Origin of the sequence: Stenotrophomonas sp. Sm2128, from assembly GCF_030985535.1 — a bacterium.
GTDB classification, from domain to species: domain Bacteria; phylum Pseudomonadota; class Gammaproteobacteria; order Xanthomonadales; family Xanthomonadaceae; genus Stenotrophomonas; species Stenotrophomonas maltophilia.
Genome location: NZ_JAPTFQ010000039.1, coordinates 26,205 through 42,713 on the forward strand (window position 1 = coordinate 26,205; position 16,509 = coordinate 42,713).

10 protein-coding genes are annotated in these 16,509 nt (G+C 65.3%); 2 read left to right on the forward strand and 8 right to left on the reverse strand.

Annotated features, from left to right (window positions below):
* Positions 1-5 precede the first annotated feature (5 nt).
* The 3 genes from pilO to O0K41_RS12695 are packed head-to-tail and all read right to left on the reverse strand — an operon-like array spanning position 6 to position 2,589.
* Positions 6-662, reverse strand: a complete 657-nt coding sequence (gene pilO / locus O0K41_RS12685) for a type 4a pilus biogenesis protein PilO (RefSeq protein ID WP_005410857.1) — start codon at positions 660-662, stop codon at positions 6-8.
* Positions 659-1,531 carry a PilN domain-containing protein gene (locus O0K41_RS12690; RefSeq protein WP_005414347.1) on the reverse strand — a complete coding sequence of 291 codons (873 nt, stop codon included), beginning with the start codon at positions 1,529-1,531 and terminating at the stop codon, positions 659-661. Before O0K41_RS12690 ends, pilO begins: the two co-directional genes overlap by 4 nt.
* Positions 1,531-2,589: a pilus assembly protein PilM gene (locus O0K41_RS12695; RefSeq protein ID WP_005410860.1), complete on the reverse strand. Its 1,059-nt coding sequence runs from the start codon at positions 2,587-2,589 to the stop codon at positions 1,531-1,533. The genes O0K41_RS12690 and O0K41_RS12695 overlap by 1 nt, the downstream gene beginning before the upstream one ends.
* A gap of 219 nt (positions 2,590-2,808) precedes the next feature.
* Between O0K41_RS12695 and O0K41_RS12700 the strand changes: the two genes are divergently transcribed.
* Both O0K41_RS12700 and O0K41_RS12705 read left to right on the forward strand, forming a co-directional pair.
* Positions 2,809-5,232 carry a penicillin-binding protein 1A gene (locus O0K41_RS12700; RefSeq protein WP_005410861.1) on the forward strand — a complete coding sequence of 808 codons (2,424 nt, stop codon included), beginning with the start codon at positions 2,809-2,811 and terminating at the stop codon, positions 5,230-5,232.
* A gap of 332 nt (positions 5,233-5,564) precedes the next feature.
* Positions 5,565-6,209 carry a hypothetical protein gene (locus O0K41_RS12705; RefSeq protein ID WP_006466035.1) on the forward strand — a complete coding sequence of 215 codons (645 nt, stop codon included), beginning with the start codon at positions 5,565-5,567 and terminating at the stop codon, positions 6,207-6,209.
* Between the two features lie 155 nt (positions 6,210-6,364).
* Here O0K41_RS12705 and O0K41_RS12710 read toward each other — a convergent pair whose 3' ends face one another.
* From O0K41_RS12710 to O0K41_RS12730, 5 genes are all read right to left on the reverse strand, one after another.
* Complete coding sequence (locus O0K41_RS12710; RefSeq protein ID WP_099479979.1) at positions 6,365-7,108, reverse strand: hypothetical protein; 744 nt, start codon at positions 7,106-7,108, stop codon at positions 6,365-6,367.
* Between the two features lie 69 nt (positions 7,109-7,177).
* The gene (locus O0K41_RS12715; RefSeq protein ID WP_197592420.1) at positions 7,178-11,773 is read right to left on the reverse strand and encodes an ESPR-type extended signal peptide-containing protein; all 4,596 of its coding nucleotides are present in this window, start codon (positions 11,771-11,773) and stop codon (positions 7,178-7,180) included.
* 61 nt (positions 11,774-11,834) lie between these two features.
* Complete coding sequence (locus O0K41_RS12720) at positions 11,835-12,542, reverse strand: pilus assembly protein (protein WP_164222739.1); 708 nt, start codon at positions 12,540-12,542, stop codon at positions 11,835-11,837.
* A gap of 17 nt (positions 12,543-12,559) precedes the next feature.
* Positions 12,560-13,705 carry a CfaE/CblD family pilus tip adhesin gene (locus tag O0K41_RS12725; RefSeq protein ID WP_164222736.1) on the reverse strand — a complete coding sequence of 382 codons (1,146 nt, stop codon included), beginning with the start codon at positions 13,703-13,705 and terminating at the stop codon, positions 12,560-12,562.
* A complete protein-coding gene (locus O0K41_RS12730) occupies positions 13,702-16,431 on the reverse strand; it encodes a TcfC E-set like domain-containing protein (protein ID WP_164222733.1) in 2,730 nt (909 codons plus the stop codon). The genes O0K41_RS12725 and O0K41_RS12730 overlap by 4 nt, the downstream gene beginning before the upstream one ends.
* Positions 16,432-16,509: the final 78 nt, after the last annotated feature.

Sequence of the window (16,509 nt, forward strand, 5' to 3'; positions counted from 1 at the left end):
ACGGATCACTTGCTGCCCTCCTTGCCGGCTTCAGCCTTCTGCTGTTCCTGCACCTCGGTCTCGTCGAGATACCGGTAGGTCTTGACCGTGCCGGACAATTCCAGCGCACCGGCACGCGAACCACCGCCGGCCTTGTCCGCCGGCTTCAGATTGATGTCGTGCATGGTCAGGATCACCACGCGCGGCAGCGAGGCCACGCCACTGACGAACGCACCGAACTGGTGGTAGCTGCCCACCATCTTCAGCTTGATCGGCTTCTCGGCGTAGAACTCCTTGACCTGCTCCTGTTCCGGTTCGAACAGCTGGCTGGTCAGGCCGCTGGACAGCGCGGTCTGCGAGATGTCGATGATCAGGTCCGGCATTTCGGTCTTGCTGGGCAGCTGCCGCAGCATCTGCTGCAGCACCTGCTCCATCTGCGCCAGCTGCTGCTTCAGCGGCCCCAGGTTCACCGCGCGTTCCTGCTGCTTGGAGAACTCGGTACGCAGATCGCTTTCCTTCGATTCCAGGCTGGCCAGTTCATCGCGCTTGCCGCTGATCAGCAGCATCCATGCAACGAACATGATGACCAGGGCCAGCAACGAACAGAAGACGATCTTGGCCTTCTGCGGCCAGTTGCCGATGTCGTTGAAATCCAGGTTCTTCAGATCGATTTTCTGGCTCATGCGCGGTCCCCCTGCAGCGGGGCGTAAGAGGCCTGCGGCGGCTGCGCCAGGCGGCTGCCCTCAGGCCTGGCGGCCGGAGCCGGTGCGGCGGGCTGGTTCGGCTTGGCCGGTGCAGGCGCCGGTGCGCTGGCGGGTGCTGCGGCCGGGGCCGCCGCCGGTTGGGCCGGGGCCGGTGCTGGTGCAGCAGCCGGGGCCGCAGCATCGGGGCCGGCGGCAAGCGGCGCCACGGCGGGCGTCGCAGCCGGGGCGGCCGCCACGCTGCCATCCGCGTTCAAACCGGCAGTGCCTGTCTCTTCACTCTGCGCCGGCAGCTTCACCGTGACCTTGAACATGTACGGCAGCGCCTTGATGTCCGATACCGGACCGGCTGCACTCTTGTCGCCGGCACTGGCCTGGATGATCGACAGCTCCGGGTTGGTCATCCAGCCGGAGGTTTCCAGGTTGCGCATGTAAGCCGACACGCGTGCATTGGACTGGGTGCGTCCCTCGAGGGTGAGCATGTCCCCCTCCTGCTGCAGGGCGGTCAGCACCACGCCGTCAGGAATCGTGCGCACCAACGCGTCGAACAGGTGGACCATCTGCGAGCGCTTGGCCTGCAGTTCCTCGATCACCTTCTTGCGGGCCAGCAGGCGGTCCTTCTGCGCATCGAGGCGATCGATCTCCTTGTTCTGTTCCTTGACCTTCTCGATCTCGGCTTCCAGATAGGCATTGCGGTCCATCTGGCCGCTCACCTGCCGGTCGTAATAGAACCAGATCAGCAGCGACAGCAGCAGGCCACCGATCGCGGCCATGCCCAGCATTGCGTAGAACTCGCGCTGGCGTTGCTTGCGCCGCTCGGCGCGCCAGGGCAATAGATTGATGCGTGCCATCAGTCGAAGCTCCTCAGCGCCAGACCGGTGGCGATCATCAGCGCGGGGGCATCCTGGGCCAGCGCATGCGCGTTCACCTTCGGGCCCAACGTCATCTGTGCCAGCGGGTTGGCGACCACGGTCGGCACGCCCAGCTGTTCCTCGACCATTTCCGGCAGCCCGCCCAGCACGGCGCAGCCGCCGGCCAGCACGATGTGATCAACGCGGTTGAACTCACTGCCTGCATAGAAGAACTGCAGCAGGCGGCTGATCTGCTGGACCGTGGCTTCCTTGAACGGCTCCAGCACTTCCATCTCGTAGCTTTCCGGCAGCCCGCCCTGGCGCTTGGCCAGGCCGGCCTCCTCGTAGCTCAGGCCGTAACGGCGCATGATCTCGTCGGTCAGCTGCTTGCCACCGAACACCTGTTCGCGGCTGTACAGGCTGCGGCCGCCGCGCAGGACGTTGAGGGTGGTCATGGTGGCGCCGATATCGACCAGCGCGACCACGCCGTCGATGGACACCGGCAGCTCGCTGGCGACCAGGGCGTAGGCGTTCTCGACCGCGAAGGCCTCCACGTCCATCACCTTGGCCTGCAGGCCACCCAGTTCCAGGGCCGACTGGCGCAGTTCCACGTTCTCCGAACGCGACGCGGCCAGCAGCACCTGGACCATCTCCGGGTTGTTCGGGATCGCCCCGATCACCTCGAAGTCCAGGTTCACTTCCTCGATCGGGTACGGAATGTAGTTGACCGCTTCCAGCTCGATCTGGGCTTCCATGTCGTTCTCGTCGAGCTCGGCCGGCATCGGGATCACCTTGGTGATCACCGCCGACCCGGCGACGGCGGCAGCGGCCAGCTTGGCCTTGCTGCCTGAACGGTTCATGGCACGGCGGATGGCCTCACCCACGGCCTCCACTTCCACGATGTTCTTCTCTACCACCGCATTCGGCGGAAGAGGTTCCACAGCGTAATGTTCCACACGGAAACGATTGCCGCTGCGGGACAGCTGCAAAAGCTTTACCGCAGTCGAACTGATATCGACGCCTACAAGCGGCGACTGACTTTTTGGGATGAGCCCCACGGTTTCTCCCCTGCCGACGGGCACTTGGACGCAAGACCTGCGCCCGAGCATTAATAACGTATTCTTAGCAAATGGCAACGGCCCTGCTGTGAAGTTCCTCACGGATTCACGATGCAGCCCCTGACTGTTCCCCTTGCGCTCCCCGGTGCCGACCCCAGCCGCCACCTTGCGTAATCTATACTCTGCGACCACGAAATTCGCAATCGGAATCTGAACCCGATGACTCGACTCCGCCGCTGGCTGCGCTGGATCTTCCTGATTGTCCTGGTCCTGGCGCTGATCGGCGCGGCCGCCGTGGGCGGTCTGTACTACGCTGTGTCCTCCAAGCTTCCCGACGTGCAGACCCTGCGCGACGTGGAAATGCAGGAGCCGATGTACGTCTATGCTGCCGACGGCAAGCTGATGGCGGTGTTCGGCGAGACCCGGCGCACCCCGATCACCATGAAGGACGTGCCCGAGCGCCTGAAGCAGGCCTTCCTGGCCACCGAGGACGCCCGCTTCTACGAGCATGGCGGCGTGGACTACATGGGCATCGGCCGTGCGGTGTGGCTGCTGGCCACCACCAACGACAAGCGCGTGCCGGGTGGTTCCACCATCACCCAGCAGGTGGCCCGCCAGTTCTTCCTCAGCTCCGAGTACAGCTACACCCGCAAGCTGGCCGAGATCCTGCTGGCACGGAAGATCGAGTCCGAGCTGAGCAAGGACGAGATCTTCGAGCTGTACCTGAACAAGAGTTTCTTCGGCAACCGCGCCTACGGCGTGGCCGCCGCCGCCGAGTTCTACTACGGCAAGAAGCTGAACGAGCTGGACCTGGACGAGATGGCCTCGCTGGCCGGCATCCCCAAGTTCCCGTCCTCGGGCAATCCGATCTCCAATCCGGAGCGCGCCCGCCAGCGCCGCGACAATTACGTGCTGCAGCGCATGGCCGACCTGAAGTTCGTCAGCCAGGCCGAGGCCGACGCGGCCAAGGCCGTGCCGATGCACGCCACCGCCCATGAGCCGCCGGTGCAGGTCGACGCGCCGTACGTGGCCGAGCTGGTGCGCCAGGAAATGATCGCCCGCTTCGGCGGGGATGTGGTCAACAAGGGTTACCACGTCACCACCACCATCGACTCCACCCTGCAGACCGCCGCCAACCAGTCGGTGCGCGACGGCCTGCTGCTGTACGACCACCGCCACGGCTGGCACGGCGTGGAGAAGCAGGTGCAGGTGGGTGCCGGCGAAGACGCCGCCGCCCTGGCCGAGCACCTGCGCGGCATGTACGGCCAGGCCGGCCTGCTGCCGGCGATCGTCGCCAGCACCGGCGCCGATGGCAGCGCCACCGTGGTGCTGGCCAACCGCAGCGAGATCGTGCTGCCGGCCGGTGCCGCCAAGTGGACCAACAAGACCCCGGGCAAGCTGGTGCAGCGCGGCGACATCGTGCGCGTGCGTGCCGGTGCCAAGGAAGGTGAGTGGCTGCTGGACCAGATCCCGCGCGGCCAGTCCGCGCTGGTCTCGCTGGACGCCCACAACGGCGCCCTGAAGGCGCTGGTCGGTGGCTTCAGCTTCTCCGGCAACAAGTTCAACCGTGCCACCCAGGCCCGACGCCAGCCGGGTTCCAGCTTCAAGCCCTTCATCTACGCCGCGGCCTTCGACAAGGGCTACAACCCGGCCTCGATCGTGCTCGACGCGCCCGTCGTGTTCCGCGACCGCCGCGGCAAGACCTGGGCCCCGCAGAACGACGGTGGCGGCTTCCGCGGCCCGATGCGCCTGCGCGAAGCGCTGGTGCAGTCACGCAACCTGGTCTCGGTGCGCCTGCTCGATGGCATGGGCGTGGACTACGCGCGCAAGTACATCAGCGAATTTGGTTTCGCCGAATCCGAACTGCCGCCGAACCTGTCGATGTCGCTGGGTACCGCCTCGCTGACCCCGCTGTCGGTGGCCCGTGGCTACGCGGTGTTCGCCAACGGCGGCTCGCGCGTGGACACCTGGCTGATCGACCAGGTCAATGACCGCGACGGCAACCTGGTGTTCAAGGAAAACCCGGCGCTGGCCTGCCGCGACTGCGCCGGCAGCAGCGACCAGCCGGTGAACCAGGTGGTGGACGGCTTCAACTTCGGCGCCCCGGCCCCGAAGGTGGACCCGGCCGCTGCGGCCAAGGCCGAAGCCAAGACCGAAACCCCGGCCGCGCCGGCCAACCCCGATGCCCGCACCGCTCCGCGTGCGATCGACGCCCGCACCGCCTACCAGCTGGTATCGATGATGCGCGACGTCGTCCAGCGCGGTACCGGCGTGCAGGCCAAGGTGCTCGGCCGCGAGGACGTGGGCGGCAAGACCGGCTCCACCAACGACCACCGCGACGCCTGGTTCTCCGGCTTCGGCGGCCCGTACGTGACCACCGTGTGGGTGGGCCGCGACGACTTCCGCTCGCTGGGCTACCGCGAGTACGGTGGCAAGGCGGCCCTGCCGATCTGGATCGACTACATGCGCACCGCGCTGAAGGACACCCCGATCGCGCAGAACGAGCCGCCCAGCGGCATGGTCCAGGCCACGCTCAACGGCGCGACCGAGTGGGTGAAGGTGGAAGACATGGACCGCCTGACCGACTACGACCTGAACCTCAATACGCCGCAGGCCGACGCCGCCGCGTTCGATATCTTCTAAGAGGCAGGTATGGGTGGGTGCCAACCGTTGGTTGGCACCGATGCGACCCTGGTAGAGGCCAACCTTGGTTGGCGCCTCGTGCCGACCAAGGTCGGCACCTACCAAAGCGTCGGTGGGTGCCAACCGTTGATTGGCATCGATGCATCCGCCGGGCACAGCCCCGCGCTGCTCTGGTAGCTGCCAACCTTGGTTGGCGCCCCGTGCCGACCAAGGTCGGCACCTGCCAAAGCATCGGTGGGTGCCAACCGTTGGTTGGCATCTCCGCGCCATACCCACGCAGATGTCACATCCGTGCGCTAATCTGTAGCCAGGTCGCAACAGGGAGTCATCGCATGCACCGCGCCCGTCAGCATGCTGCCAGCCAGACCCGCGAGCGGCGCCACCGCCTCGCCCACGAAGCCGCCCGCCTGATGGCCGAAGGCGGCATCCGCGACTACCACCAGGCCAAGTTGAAGGCCGCCAGCCGGCTCGGCATCCACGACGATGCCTCCCTGCCCCGCAACACCGAGATCGAAGACGCCCTACGCGAGTACCAGCGGCTGTTCTCCGGACCCCAACACGGCAACGAACTGCAGCGCCGCCGCGAGGCCGCCATGCGTGCGCTGGAGTTCCTGCACGGCTTCGCGCCGCGCCTGGCCGGCCCGGTGCTGGAGGGCACCGCCGACGCCAACAGCCCCGTGCAGCTGCACCTGCACAGCGACGACCCGGAAGCCGTGCACCGCTTCCTGGACGAACACGGCATTCCCGCCGAATCGCGGACGCGTCGCCTGCGCATGGATCGCGAGCGCAGCCTGGATGTGCCGGTGTGGGTGTTCAGTGCCGAGGAACTGACCTTTGACCTGGCCGTGCTGCCCTACGATGCCCTGCGCCAGGCACCGCTGTCGCCGGTGGATGAGAAGCCCATGCGGCGCGCGTCGGTGGCGCAGTTGCGGCAGGTGCTGGCCGAAGCGGAGATCACCGCGTATATCGGCGGGTGACGGTAGCGCAGCGGTGCCTGCCTTGGGTGGGTGCGGACCGTTGGTCCGCACTGTGCTTCGGGCATTTCGATGGCTGAGCGGAGAGCAGTCGAGCAAGCTCGCCTCTACAAAAGCGGTGTTACCTGCCCTGGCAGATGATGCCGATCATGCTCCCGCTACCAGACAAAACGGGTATCGCGCAGCGGATCGCTGAACAACCGCGGCAACCACGGGGCAGGAGCTCGCCGCGGATACTCCCGCATCATCTGCGCGTGCATGACCTGCAGATCCCGCAGCAACCAGGACTGGTAGTAGATGTCGTCGAATCCATCCGACCACCCGCTCTTCACACGCTCATGCTCGTCTGCCTCCAACGGCGGCATCTGGTCCAGCGGCACCTCCAGGACTGTCGACAGTGCCGCGTTGATCTGCGCGTTCTCAACCCCCGCCTGGCGCACGTAGTCCAATCGGTCGAGGACCCGCCGGCAGTTGTACGGGAAGCACCCGCCCGTGGCGGTGATGTAGTCAGCAATATCCGCCAGCATGTCGGCTTTCAGCCGCCACACCACTTCGCTGTCCATCACCTGGCGTACCCGCATCGTGCGTAACGTGCTTGCCCGCACCTCTTCCGGCGTAGTGAACGGGGCCCCCGGCGTGCTCCCCGCGTGGCGCACCAGCACGATGCGATGGATCGCCTCGCTGGTGACGCCGTCGATGCGCAGCGCCGCCGCCTGAGGGTGCACGCGCGGCGGCGGCACGCCCAGCATCTGCCACAGGTACCACAGCACCAGCAACAGACCTGCAATGCACAGCCCGCTCATCAGCGTCCACAGGTCCAGATTCCGGGTGTAGTAGCGAAAGCGCGCCCGCCAGATATAGAACGTGCGATAGCTGATAATTCCGCGTACCCATCTGTACATTGCCATCTCCTCGGCAAGGACCCCGGCGCGGCGGGGTTCATTACGCGCACCACGCCGGGGCTGCATGGCTTACCAGCCGATGCCCACGCCGACGCCCATGCTGCGCTCACCGCTGTTGGTGAACGCACCATTGAGGCTGAAGGTGGCCGAGCCCTTCTCGTTGAGCACGCGCTGGTAGCCCACGGCCATCGCCGACTCGCCCTCGCTGTAACCCACGCCCGCACCCAGGCGGTTGTAGGTGGCCAGGCCGGCGGTGTTCATCGCCATCGCCGCCTGCGCACTGCTCATCGCAGCCATGCGGTTGAAACGCTTGTCCATCTTGTCCAGGCGGCGCTCGAAAGTGCTGATCGCACCATCGGTGTACTCGTTGGCACGGGCCAGCATCTTTTCCAGGTCCGCGGTGTCGACCTGCGGCTTGGGGGTGTCGTCCTGCTTCGACTTCGGCTGCGGCGTCGGCTTGTCACCTTCACCGGTAGAGGCGATCTGCGGCGAACCGCTGGTTTCCGGCATCGGCGCGATCTCTTCGGTGGATGGCGAAGGCGTGGATGCTGCCGCCATGGCGCGGGCCTGCGGCTGATCGTCAATGCGCTGCTCCAGCCCATCCATGCGGCCATTGAGCTGCTGCTGCATCGAGTGCAGCTGGCCACCGTTGACCGCATCGCGGCTGCCGGCCGCGATCAGGCCATTGGCCACGTTGGAGATGACCATACCGTTGGCACCGGCCAGAGTGAGCTGGTGGGTACCGTCTGCGCGCACCGAGGGGGTTTCCTGGAACACGGAGCGGAGCTGGGATTCGACCTGGTTCACCCGCGAGGTGGTGCTGACGACTGCGCCGTCGAGCGCTTCCAATGCACCATTGAGGGTGGATTGGGACTGGCCCTGCACGTTGAAGCTGGGGCCAACGATGTTGCCGTTTGCATCGACTTCGCCGCCGAGAGCGGAAAGTGCACCGCGCAGCTGGCCGACGGTGGCAGCGTTGTGGTCGGCGGTGCCGTTGGCGATGTTTACGAGGCGGCGCTTGATGCCCACACCGCCAAATGACACAACTCCTTCTTCATCTGCCAGGGAACCGTTTCCAAGTGCCAGGGAGCCATGAGCTCCGCCTTCAACTCTTGCGGCAGCACCAATCGCGATACCTTCATTCGCACCGCCCGCGCCTCCACCGACCTGTGCACCGACCCCCATTGCGAATCCATTCGCAGAGTCCACAGAGACAGCCGCCGCTCTACCAATTGCGGTGGAGTTCTTCCCCATGGCCTCCGCAAACGTGCCTACCGCAGTTCCTCCCTCCAGTCCCGTCTTTGCTGAATTTCCCACCGCAACGCCTGCAACACCTGCTTCTGCGCGTTCACTGAAAGGGGCTGACCCGATACTCACAAACTGTGCGACATCCTCAAGTTCCGAAACACGGCTGTTGGTCCTATAGAGCTGACTTCCGCGCACAACGTCCGAGCTATCGGCCGACAGCATCGCCTCTGCTACACCAGTCAAACGCGCACCGCCGTAGTCGATGACGCTCGCATCCAATCCACGAATTACCTGCTCGCCCATCTCCCGCTCCTTGCGCATCCCCTCCAGATCATTCCGATTCTGCGAGATCTTCTGCTCGGCGGCGTACAACTGACTGCCGGTTACGGCATCACGGCTTCCTGGCGCCACTCGTCCGTCAGCCAGGTTGGTCAGCACCATGCCATTCACGCCATTCAGCGCGATCTGGCTCATGCCGTCGGCGCGGGCCGACGGTGAGTCCTGGAAGATCGAGCTGAGCTGAACTTCCACCTTGTCCGCGCGACGGCCTGCGGTGACGACAGCGCCATCGAGTGCCATCAGCGCGTCCTCGACGTTGCTCTGCGTTCCGCCCTGCATCGCGTAGGTCGGAGCGATGATGTTGCCATTGGCATCCATGCCTGCGCCGCCGCCGAGGGTGGCGAGGGAATCCTTAAGCTGAGAGACAGTGGTGGCGTTGTGGTCGGCAGTGCCACGGGCGATGTTTACAAGGCGGCGCTGGATGCCGACACTCCCGAATGACGCAACCCCAACTTCATCAGCTTGGGAACCCATTCCAAGTGCTAGCGAGTTGAGAGCTCCACCTTCAACGCTTGCGCCAGCACCAATCGCTACACCTCCACGTGCACCGCCAGTGTCTCCGCCTACCTGTGCACCGACTCCCAATGCGAACCCATTCTCGGAATCCACAGAGACAGTCGCCGCTCTACCAATTGCGGTCGAGTTCTTTCCCATGGCCTCCGCAAATGTCCCTACCGCAGTTCCTCCCTCCAGTCCCGTCTTTGCTGAATTCCCCACCGCAACACCTGCCACACCTGCTTCGGCGCGTTCACTGAAGGGCGCTGAGCCTATATTCACAAACTGCGCGATATCCTCAAGATCTGAGACGCGTGAATTGGTTGAATGCAGCTGCCTACCAGACACAGCCTCAGCACTGCTGGCGCTCAAGATCCCATCTGCCACACCACTGATCTTCCGATTGGCATTGGCGCTGTTGCGCACATCCAACGTCGCACCGCTATTCTTCCCGCCCAGGCGCACATCGCCGGACGCGGAAACCTGCTCCACCAGCCCGCCCAGCGCCGCTGTTTCGGCCAGCGCCTTGGTCGCATCCGTCTTCGCCACGGCAGCATCTGCGCCCGCAGACCTGGCCATACCCTCCACCGTGGTCACCTTGTCATTGGTGGCACTGAGCTGCCTGCCATTGACCGCCTCGTAGCTGCTGGCGCTGACCACGCCATCGGCCACGCCGGTCAGCTTCCGGTTCGCATTCGCACTATTGCGCACATCCAGTACGGTGCCGCTGTTCTTCTCACCGACCCGCACATTGCCACTGGCACTGACCTGATTCAGCAGTCCGTTGAGCGTCCCCACCTGGGTCAGCGCGGTATTCGCTGCGGTCTTGGCGGAACTCGCATCGCTCATCGCGGTGCTGACGTTGCTGTTGGTGGCGTTGAGCTGCCGACCGGTCACCGCATCGGTACTCGTCGAGGACAACGTCGCGTCCGCAACACCCGTGATCCTGCGGTTGGCACTGGCACTGTTCCGCACGTCCAGGACAGTGCCACTGTTGGACGCGCCCAGACGGACGCTTCCTGAAGCAGACGTCTCACTCAAGAGGCCCGAAAGCGTGTTGGCCTTTGCCAGTGCGCTGTCAGCATTGGTCTTCGCGGAGTCGGCGACGGCGCGCGCGGCCGCAACATTGCTGTTGGTGGAATTCAGCTGCTTGCCTGACACCGCATCTGTGCTGGCCGTGCTCAGTGTGGCATCTGCCACGCCCGTGATCTTGCGATTGGCGCTGGCGCTGTTGCGGACGTCCAGTACTGTGCCGCTGTTGCTTGCACCTATACGGACATTTCCCGAAGCTGACGTCTGGCTCAGAAGGCCCGAGAGCGTATTGGCCTTCGCCAACGCACTGTCAGCGCTTGTCTTGGCCGAGTCGGCGACGGATCGCGCGGCCGTGACATTGCTGTTTGTCGCGTTCAGCTGCTTTCCTGACACAGCGTCCGTGCTGGTCGTGCTCAGTGTGCCATCCGCCACGCCCGTGACCTTGCGATTCGCGCTGGCGCTGTTGCGGACGTCCAGTACGGTCCCGCTGTTGCTTGCACCTATACGGACATTTCCCGAAGCAGACGTCTGGCTCAGAAGGCCGGAGAGCGTATTGGCCTTCGCCAACGCACTGTCAGCGTTTGTCTTGGCTGAGTCGGCGACGGAGCGTGCGGCCGTTACATTGCTATTGGTGGCATTCAGCTGCTTGCCCGTTACCGCGTCTGAACTCGTGCTGTTGAGCCGCGCGTCCGCCACATTGACGACTCGACGCTTGGTGCTGCTGTTTCCCACAGAAACGCTGTTCGCTTCGCTGGCAACTGAGCCCCTGCCCAATGCCACCGCCCCCGATGCGGAAGCGCTTGACTCATAACCTATCGCCATCGCGTCATATGATGCATTGGACTTGTTGCCTACAGCGATGGCTCCCGAATAGCCGCTGGTGCCGGCACGGGCATCACCACCCAACGCAATTCCACCGATACCACCGCCGGTAGCCACCCGCGAGCCGCTGCCAATGGCAATCGCGTTGCCGCCGTCGGCTCGTGAATCATTCCCGTAAGCCGTGGCACCCCAGCCGCCGCCGGCATACGCGCCGTCACCCACAGCGGTGGCGTACCAATGTTCGATCTTCACGTTCGTGCCGATCGCAACGTTGCGCTCTCCCGTTGAACGGATGCCGTTGCCATAGCCAACTGATCGTTTACCCGAGATGGTGGAGCGCGAACCCACCACGACCGTGTCATCACCGGTCGCGGTGGAATCCCGATAGGCCACATCGTTCACAATCGCCAATTGGTAATGCGTGGACTGAGGGGCAATCGACGTCAACGAGAGCCCTGCATTCAGTCCGCCAGTCATCGCAAAGAGATCCATAGGCATGCCTGAGTACCTGGAGTCCTCCTGCTCATTCCAAATCGTTTCAGTCTCCTCGCCTGGATTCTCCTTCTCGGCACCTTCTATCGCCATGGCATTTGCAGACAGCGCCAGCATTGCGGCACTCATCGCCACGCTGACAGAGCGTCTCGCGGCCGGTCCGCGCTTGGTCAACTCACTTCCAACCACCCAGCAACGCTTGGCGGCACTCCAGATACGACGGTAGACGTGGTTCATGCTCTCCCTCCTTAACAGGACATTGAAATGAGGCCCTGCGCATGGCGCAGGGCCAGAACACTCAGGCGCTCGGCGCCAGGGTGGTTGTGTGCTCGCGGTAGCCGTCCTTTGACAGGCGGTAATGCAGCTGCATGGTGTTGCCCGGCTGAGGCAGGAACGGCAGCTTCAACTCCGCGTCGGGGTATAGGCTTTTGGCAAAGTCGTGGGTCGTACAGGCACCACTGGCGCTGCATTCGGCCAGCCCTGTGATGCCGACCCGCAGGGTCCCCACGTTGCGCAGGGTGTCGCCCTGCAATTGCAGATCCACGCTGCCGTTGGTGGGCAGCACGTTCACCAGCGCGCCCCATACCAGACTGACGCCGACGTTGGCTTGGGCAGCCTGCTCGTCATCTTCGAGAAGGGTTCCATCCGGGCCCCTTACCCCCTCGAAATAGACTCGGTACGCCGCTTCCTTCTCGACAGTACGCAGCGGAATGACCCGGATCAGGCGATTGCCACCACCACTGAGTGCGAACTTTCCAGGCGTGATGGCGACCGCGGCATCGGCCGCCTCCATTTCCACCTCTTCCTCGCCAACCTGCGCGGGATTCGAGATGCGCAGCAGGCGCGCCTGCACGTACTGCGGCTGGGTGGAGTGCGAGTAGACGCGGATCTGCGTACCGCGCTTGCCATCGACGGCCGCGCGCATCGGATGGATGGAGAGGTTGGCATGTGCCGGTGGGGCCAGCAGCGCGCTTAACGGCAACAGACAGAAAAGCAGCTTCTTCATGATCAGGCTCCGTGGAATCAGGGTTTGGCGGTCGGCACGCGCAGCTCTACCGTCAGCTCGCCGTCGTAGAGGCCGGGCCGTTTGCTGGCGATGGGCGTAGGCGGCGTTTCCAGCGTCAACGGCGTGGGCACGCAGTACACGGGCTGACTGATGCCCGGCAGCATCACCAGGCGTAGCTGCGCGCTGTCGATACCGCGCAGCAGCTGTTCCTCCCCGTGCTTCATGGCCAGCAGGTTTCCGCCGTACTTCAGGCCGACCTGGTAGTCGAGGCGCTGGGTGTCGTCACTGCCGCCATCTCCGTGCCAGACCGCATAGTCACGCCCTGGAGGTGGTCGTGGACCGCTGTCGCGCACGGTGACGCCGAGGAACTCGCTCTGCGAGCCCACGCCGTCGTACAGGCACATGTCCACCTCCTTGCGCCCGCCGACCATCTTGCGGATGGGGTCGTAGCGCAGGTCCATGTTGACCAGCGGTGAGATGCCATCGAAGCCGGGGAAGTAGATCGAGATCGCGTCGTAGTCGGTGACGGTGAAGTCGAAGTTGAAAGTGGCCGTGGCGACGGGTGCTGCAGCGGGATCGGCCTTGATGTTCAGGCGCATCGTGGCCTTCCAGTGGCCTGCCACGAGTCGCGAGATCTCGCGTTGAGGCAGGATCATCTGGATGCCGGTTCCGAGCGGCTGATCTGCCCCACTCCCTATGCCGCATGTGTACCAGAATGCTGAATTCAGAACACGCGGTACTGAGTCCCAGTAATCTAAAGTGCAGCGGTACCCCGACATAGCTCGCTGTAGGTTTCCTACTGCACGAATCTCGGTACGCAGGCCAGTTCTGAGTTCAACGAGACGCAACGTTATCTCTGTCGCCCCCCCTGATGAGCTCAGATCAGCGTCCATCGGGCACCGCCCAAACTCACTATCAGAAGCAGACCCGCAAACCACATGGATCTGCCCATACTTCATCGCCAGATCGTGACTGAACCCCAGCACCGTCCGCGGCGCCCACAGCTCCACGTCACCCGGCACCGCCGAGCGATCCCAGCTCATCACGATGTCCCTGCTCTGGTCCGTCGGATGCGTCTCCGGCGGCCACTGCGCCCACGCCCGTGGCATCACCAGCACCAGCGCACACACCAGCATCAACACACACATCCAACGCCGGCTCATGGCGTACCTCCTGCAGCAGCGGTCTGGGGCGTGGGGGCAATCAACGCGCGTTCCTGCAGCAGGCGGGTCACGCGGGCCTGCTGGCGGATTTCGGGCGGCAGCTGGGCCACGGCCAGCGGCTCGCAGTGCACGGCGCCGACCAGCAGCACTACCTGGCGGCGCTCGCGCACCTGCAACGGGCAATGCAGCAGGCGGTCGTCCTGCAGCAGGTACAGCGTTGTTTCGCGACGCGGGAAATCGGCAACGAAGCTGCCGTTGGCGCTGGTGCCGGGCACAGGCGCGTTGAGGATGCGGGCGCCGCCCAATGGAGACCCCGCAAGATCCTTGGCGCTGCCGATGAAGGTGTAGGTCACTTCGATCGGCACCGGCATGCGCATCAGCTTGCCGGGCGTGAGGAACATCGGCCGTGCGCCGCCCACGCCGGTCACGCGGATCGCGGCGATGCTGTCCAGCGTGCTGGCGTCCTGCACTTCGGCGCGATGCGACTGGTACGACGACAACGGCAGCAGCCGACGCTCGCCGATCTGCAGGCGCTGTCGGCGCAGCCCGCCCACCTGCAGTTCGGCGGCCACGCCACGCAGGTCGATGTCGTCCGTGCCGTCCACGTGCACGGCCAGGCCGGCCTCGGCGCCGTTGGCACCGCTCCAGTAGAATCCGCGGCGGCCCAGTGCAAAGCCGGAACTGTGGCTGCCGCTGTACCCTGTCTCACCACGCCCGCGCTGCTGATAATGCGCAATGCTGGCAGTGGTGTTGCCGATGCTGTTCTGCAGCTGGCCACTCAGCGATGCGCTGTAGCGGTCATTGTTGTTGGCACGCAGTTCGGCGTTCAGCTCCCGATAGTGCGTGTCCCGTTCCTGGCGCAGGCTCTGGCCAACGCTGTAATCGATGGCCGGACGCTGATGCTGCGGCTGACGTACGTCCACCGCATAGCGGCGCTGGCCACTGCTGTCATGGTTGCGCTGCAGGCGGGTCAGGCTCAGGTTGAAGTAGATGCCACGATCGCGCTCGTTGCTGCCGCGCACGCTGTCGGTGCTGCGCTGCTGCCACAGGCCCACGCGCGTGGACACGCTGAAGTCCTGCCAGCGATGGCTGCGGCTGAAGCTGGCCTGCCAGGTGCGGCTGAGCACGGGCTCGCGGCGCGGCTCCAGCGGGCCGGGCGGCAGCAGCGGATCGAGCCCGAAGAACGGATCCTGCTCGAGCCCGGGTCGATGCCAGCCGGTGCGCCAGGTCTGGCGCCGGGTGTAGCCCACGTAGGCGTTGCCACCGGCCAACGGCAGCGACATCGAGCCGCTGAGCGAGTTGGTGCAGCCCAGCTGGTCGCGCGCATCGGCCTCGAACTGGCAGGCCTTGCCACGCATGCGCTGCTGGTAGAGATTCCACGACGCCTTGCGCCGGTACGACAGCTGGTGCTGCTGGCCATTGCTGCCATCACTGCCCCGCATGCCGCTGAGCGAGGCGCGCATCTCATGCGTGGCCAGCACGCGACGCAGGTCCACGCGCAGCTCGCCGTAACTGTGGCCGCCGAGGTTGGCGGCACCGGCGGTAAGGGCGGCATCGCGGCCCAGCGGCACGCGCACGCCGGCCATCGCCACGCTCTCCCCATCGAAGCGGTCGCTGCGGCGCTCGTTGCGGCGGCCGCCCTGCACGAACCACTGCCACTGGCTGTTGGTCCAGTCGCCGCCCTTGTCGAACGGCGCCTCCTCGGTGCGCACCAGCACACCGTCCTCGTAGATGCGCATGCGCACCAGGTAGTTGCCGAACGGGAAATTGCGGGTGTCGATCTGGTTGATGCCCGCCTGCAGGTAGAACGTCTGCAGCAGGCGCTCGCCGTCGAACACATCGACGCGGGCATCGCGCGCCAGCAGTACCGTCAGCGGCGTGGCCTGCACGGCGGCATCGGTGTCCACATAGGCCTGGGTGGTGCCCACGCGCGCGCCCTGGAAGCGGTCCAGCGGCAGCATGCTGAAGCTGAAGGTGCCACCCTGCGGGCTGGACAGGTTGCGGCGGTCCATGCGCCCGGCCTGCAGGTAATGCGCCGGCCCCATGTCATGCCGGTAATAGACGTTGTCGAACTGGAAGTCGTCGTTACTGCCACGGCTGCGGTAGCGCTGCTGGGTGTAGTACCAGTCGGCGGACAGATGGCCGCGATCGAACAGGCCCAGCGTGCCCACACCACGCGCGGACAGCGCCTGGTAGTCGCGGCCGCCGCTGACGTTGAGTGTCTGTTGGTGCAGAAAGGCGTTCTCGGCATTGGGCGTGACCTTGTGGTAACGCTCAGCCGCCGGTTCACCGGGAATCCACTGCCGCGCCACGAACAGGCGCACGGCGCCCTCGCCTTCGTCGTACAGCGCGCGCGCGACGGCGGGGTCTTCGGGTGGGTCGAGATAGCCGCAGCCGGCGGTGGCGCCACCAAAGCGGCAGGCCAGGTGGCTGTTGCGCGGCAGCGGTTGCGACAGCGCCGGCAGCAACGCCGCCTGCGCTTCTGCAGGCAGGTCCAACGCCTGCAGCACGCGCGCGGGATCTTCCAGCTGCACGTGCTCCAGGGTCACGCGCACCGGTGACAGCCCGGCCGAGCGGCCGAACAGCTGGATGTCGAGTTGTTCGGTCTGGCCTTCAACCAGATCCTCAAAGCCAGCGGGGACGCCGTGGGCCGCTACCGAAGGGGTAGCCAGCGCAAGGGCGAGCGCGACCGCCAGCCGGGTGACAGCGGGGGCGTGTGGGGTCATTGGGGGGTACCACTGCAGAAGCCGCGGCGCCCCGCGGGGGGGGGGCGGCGGGGGGTTAGGGGGGGGGGGGGGGGGGTG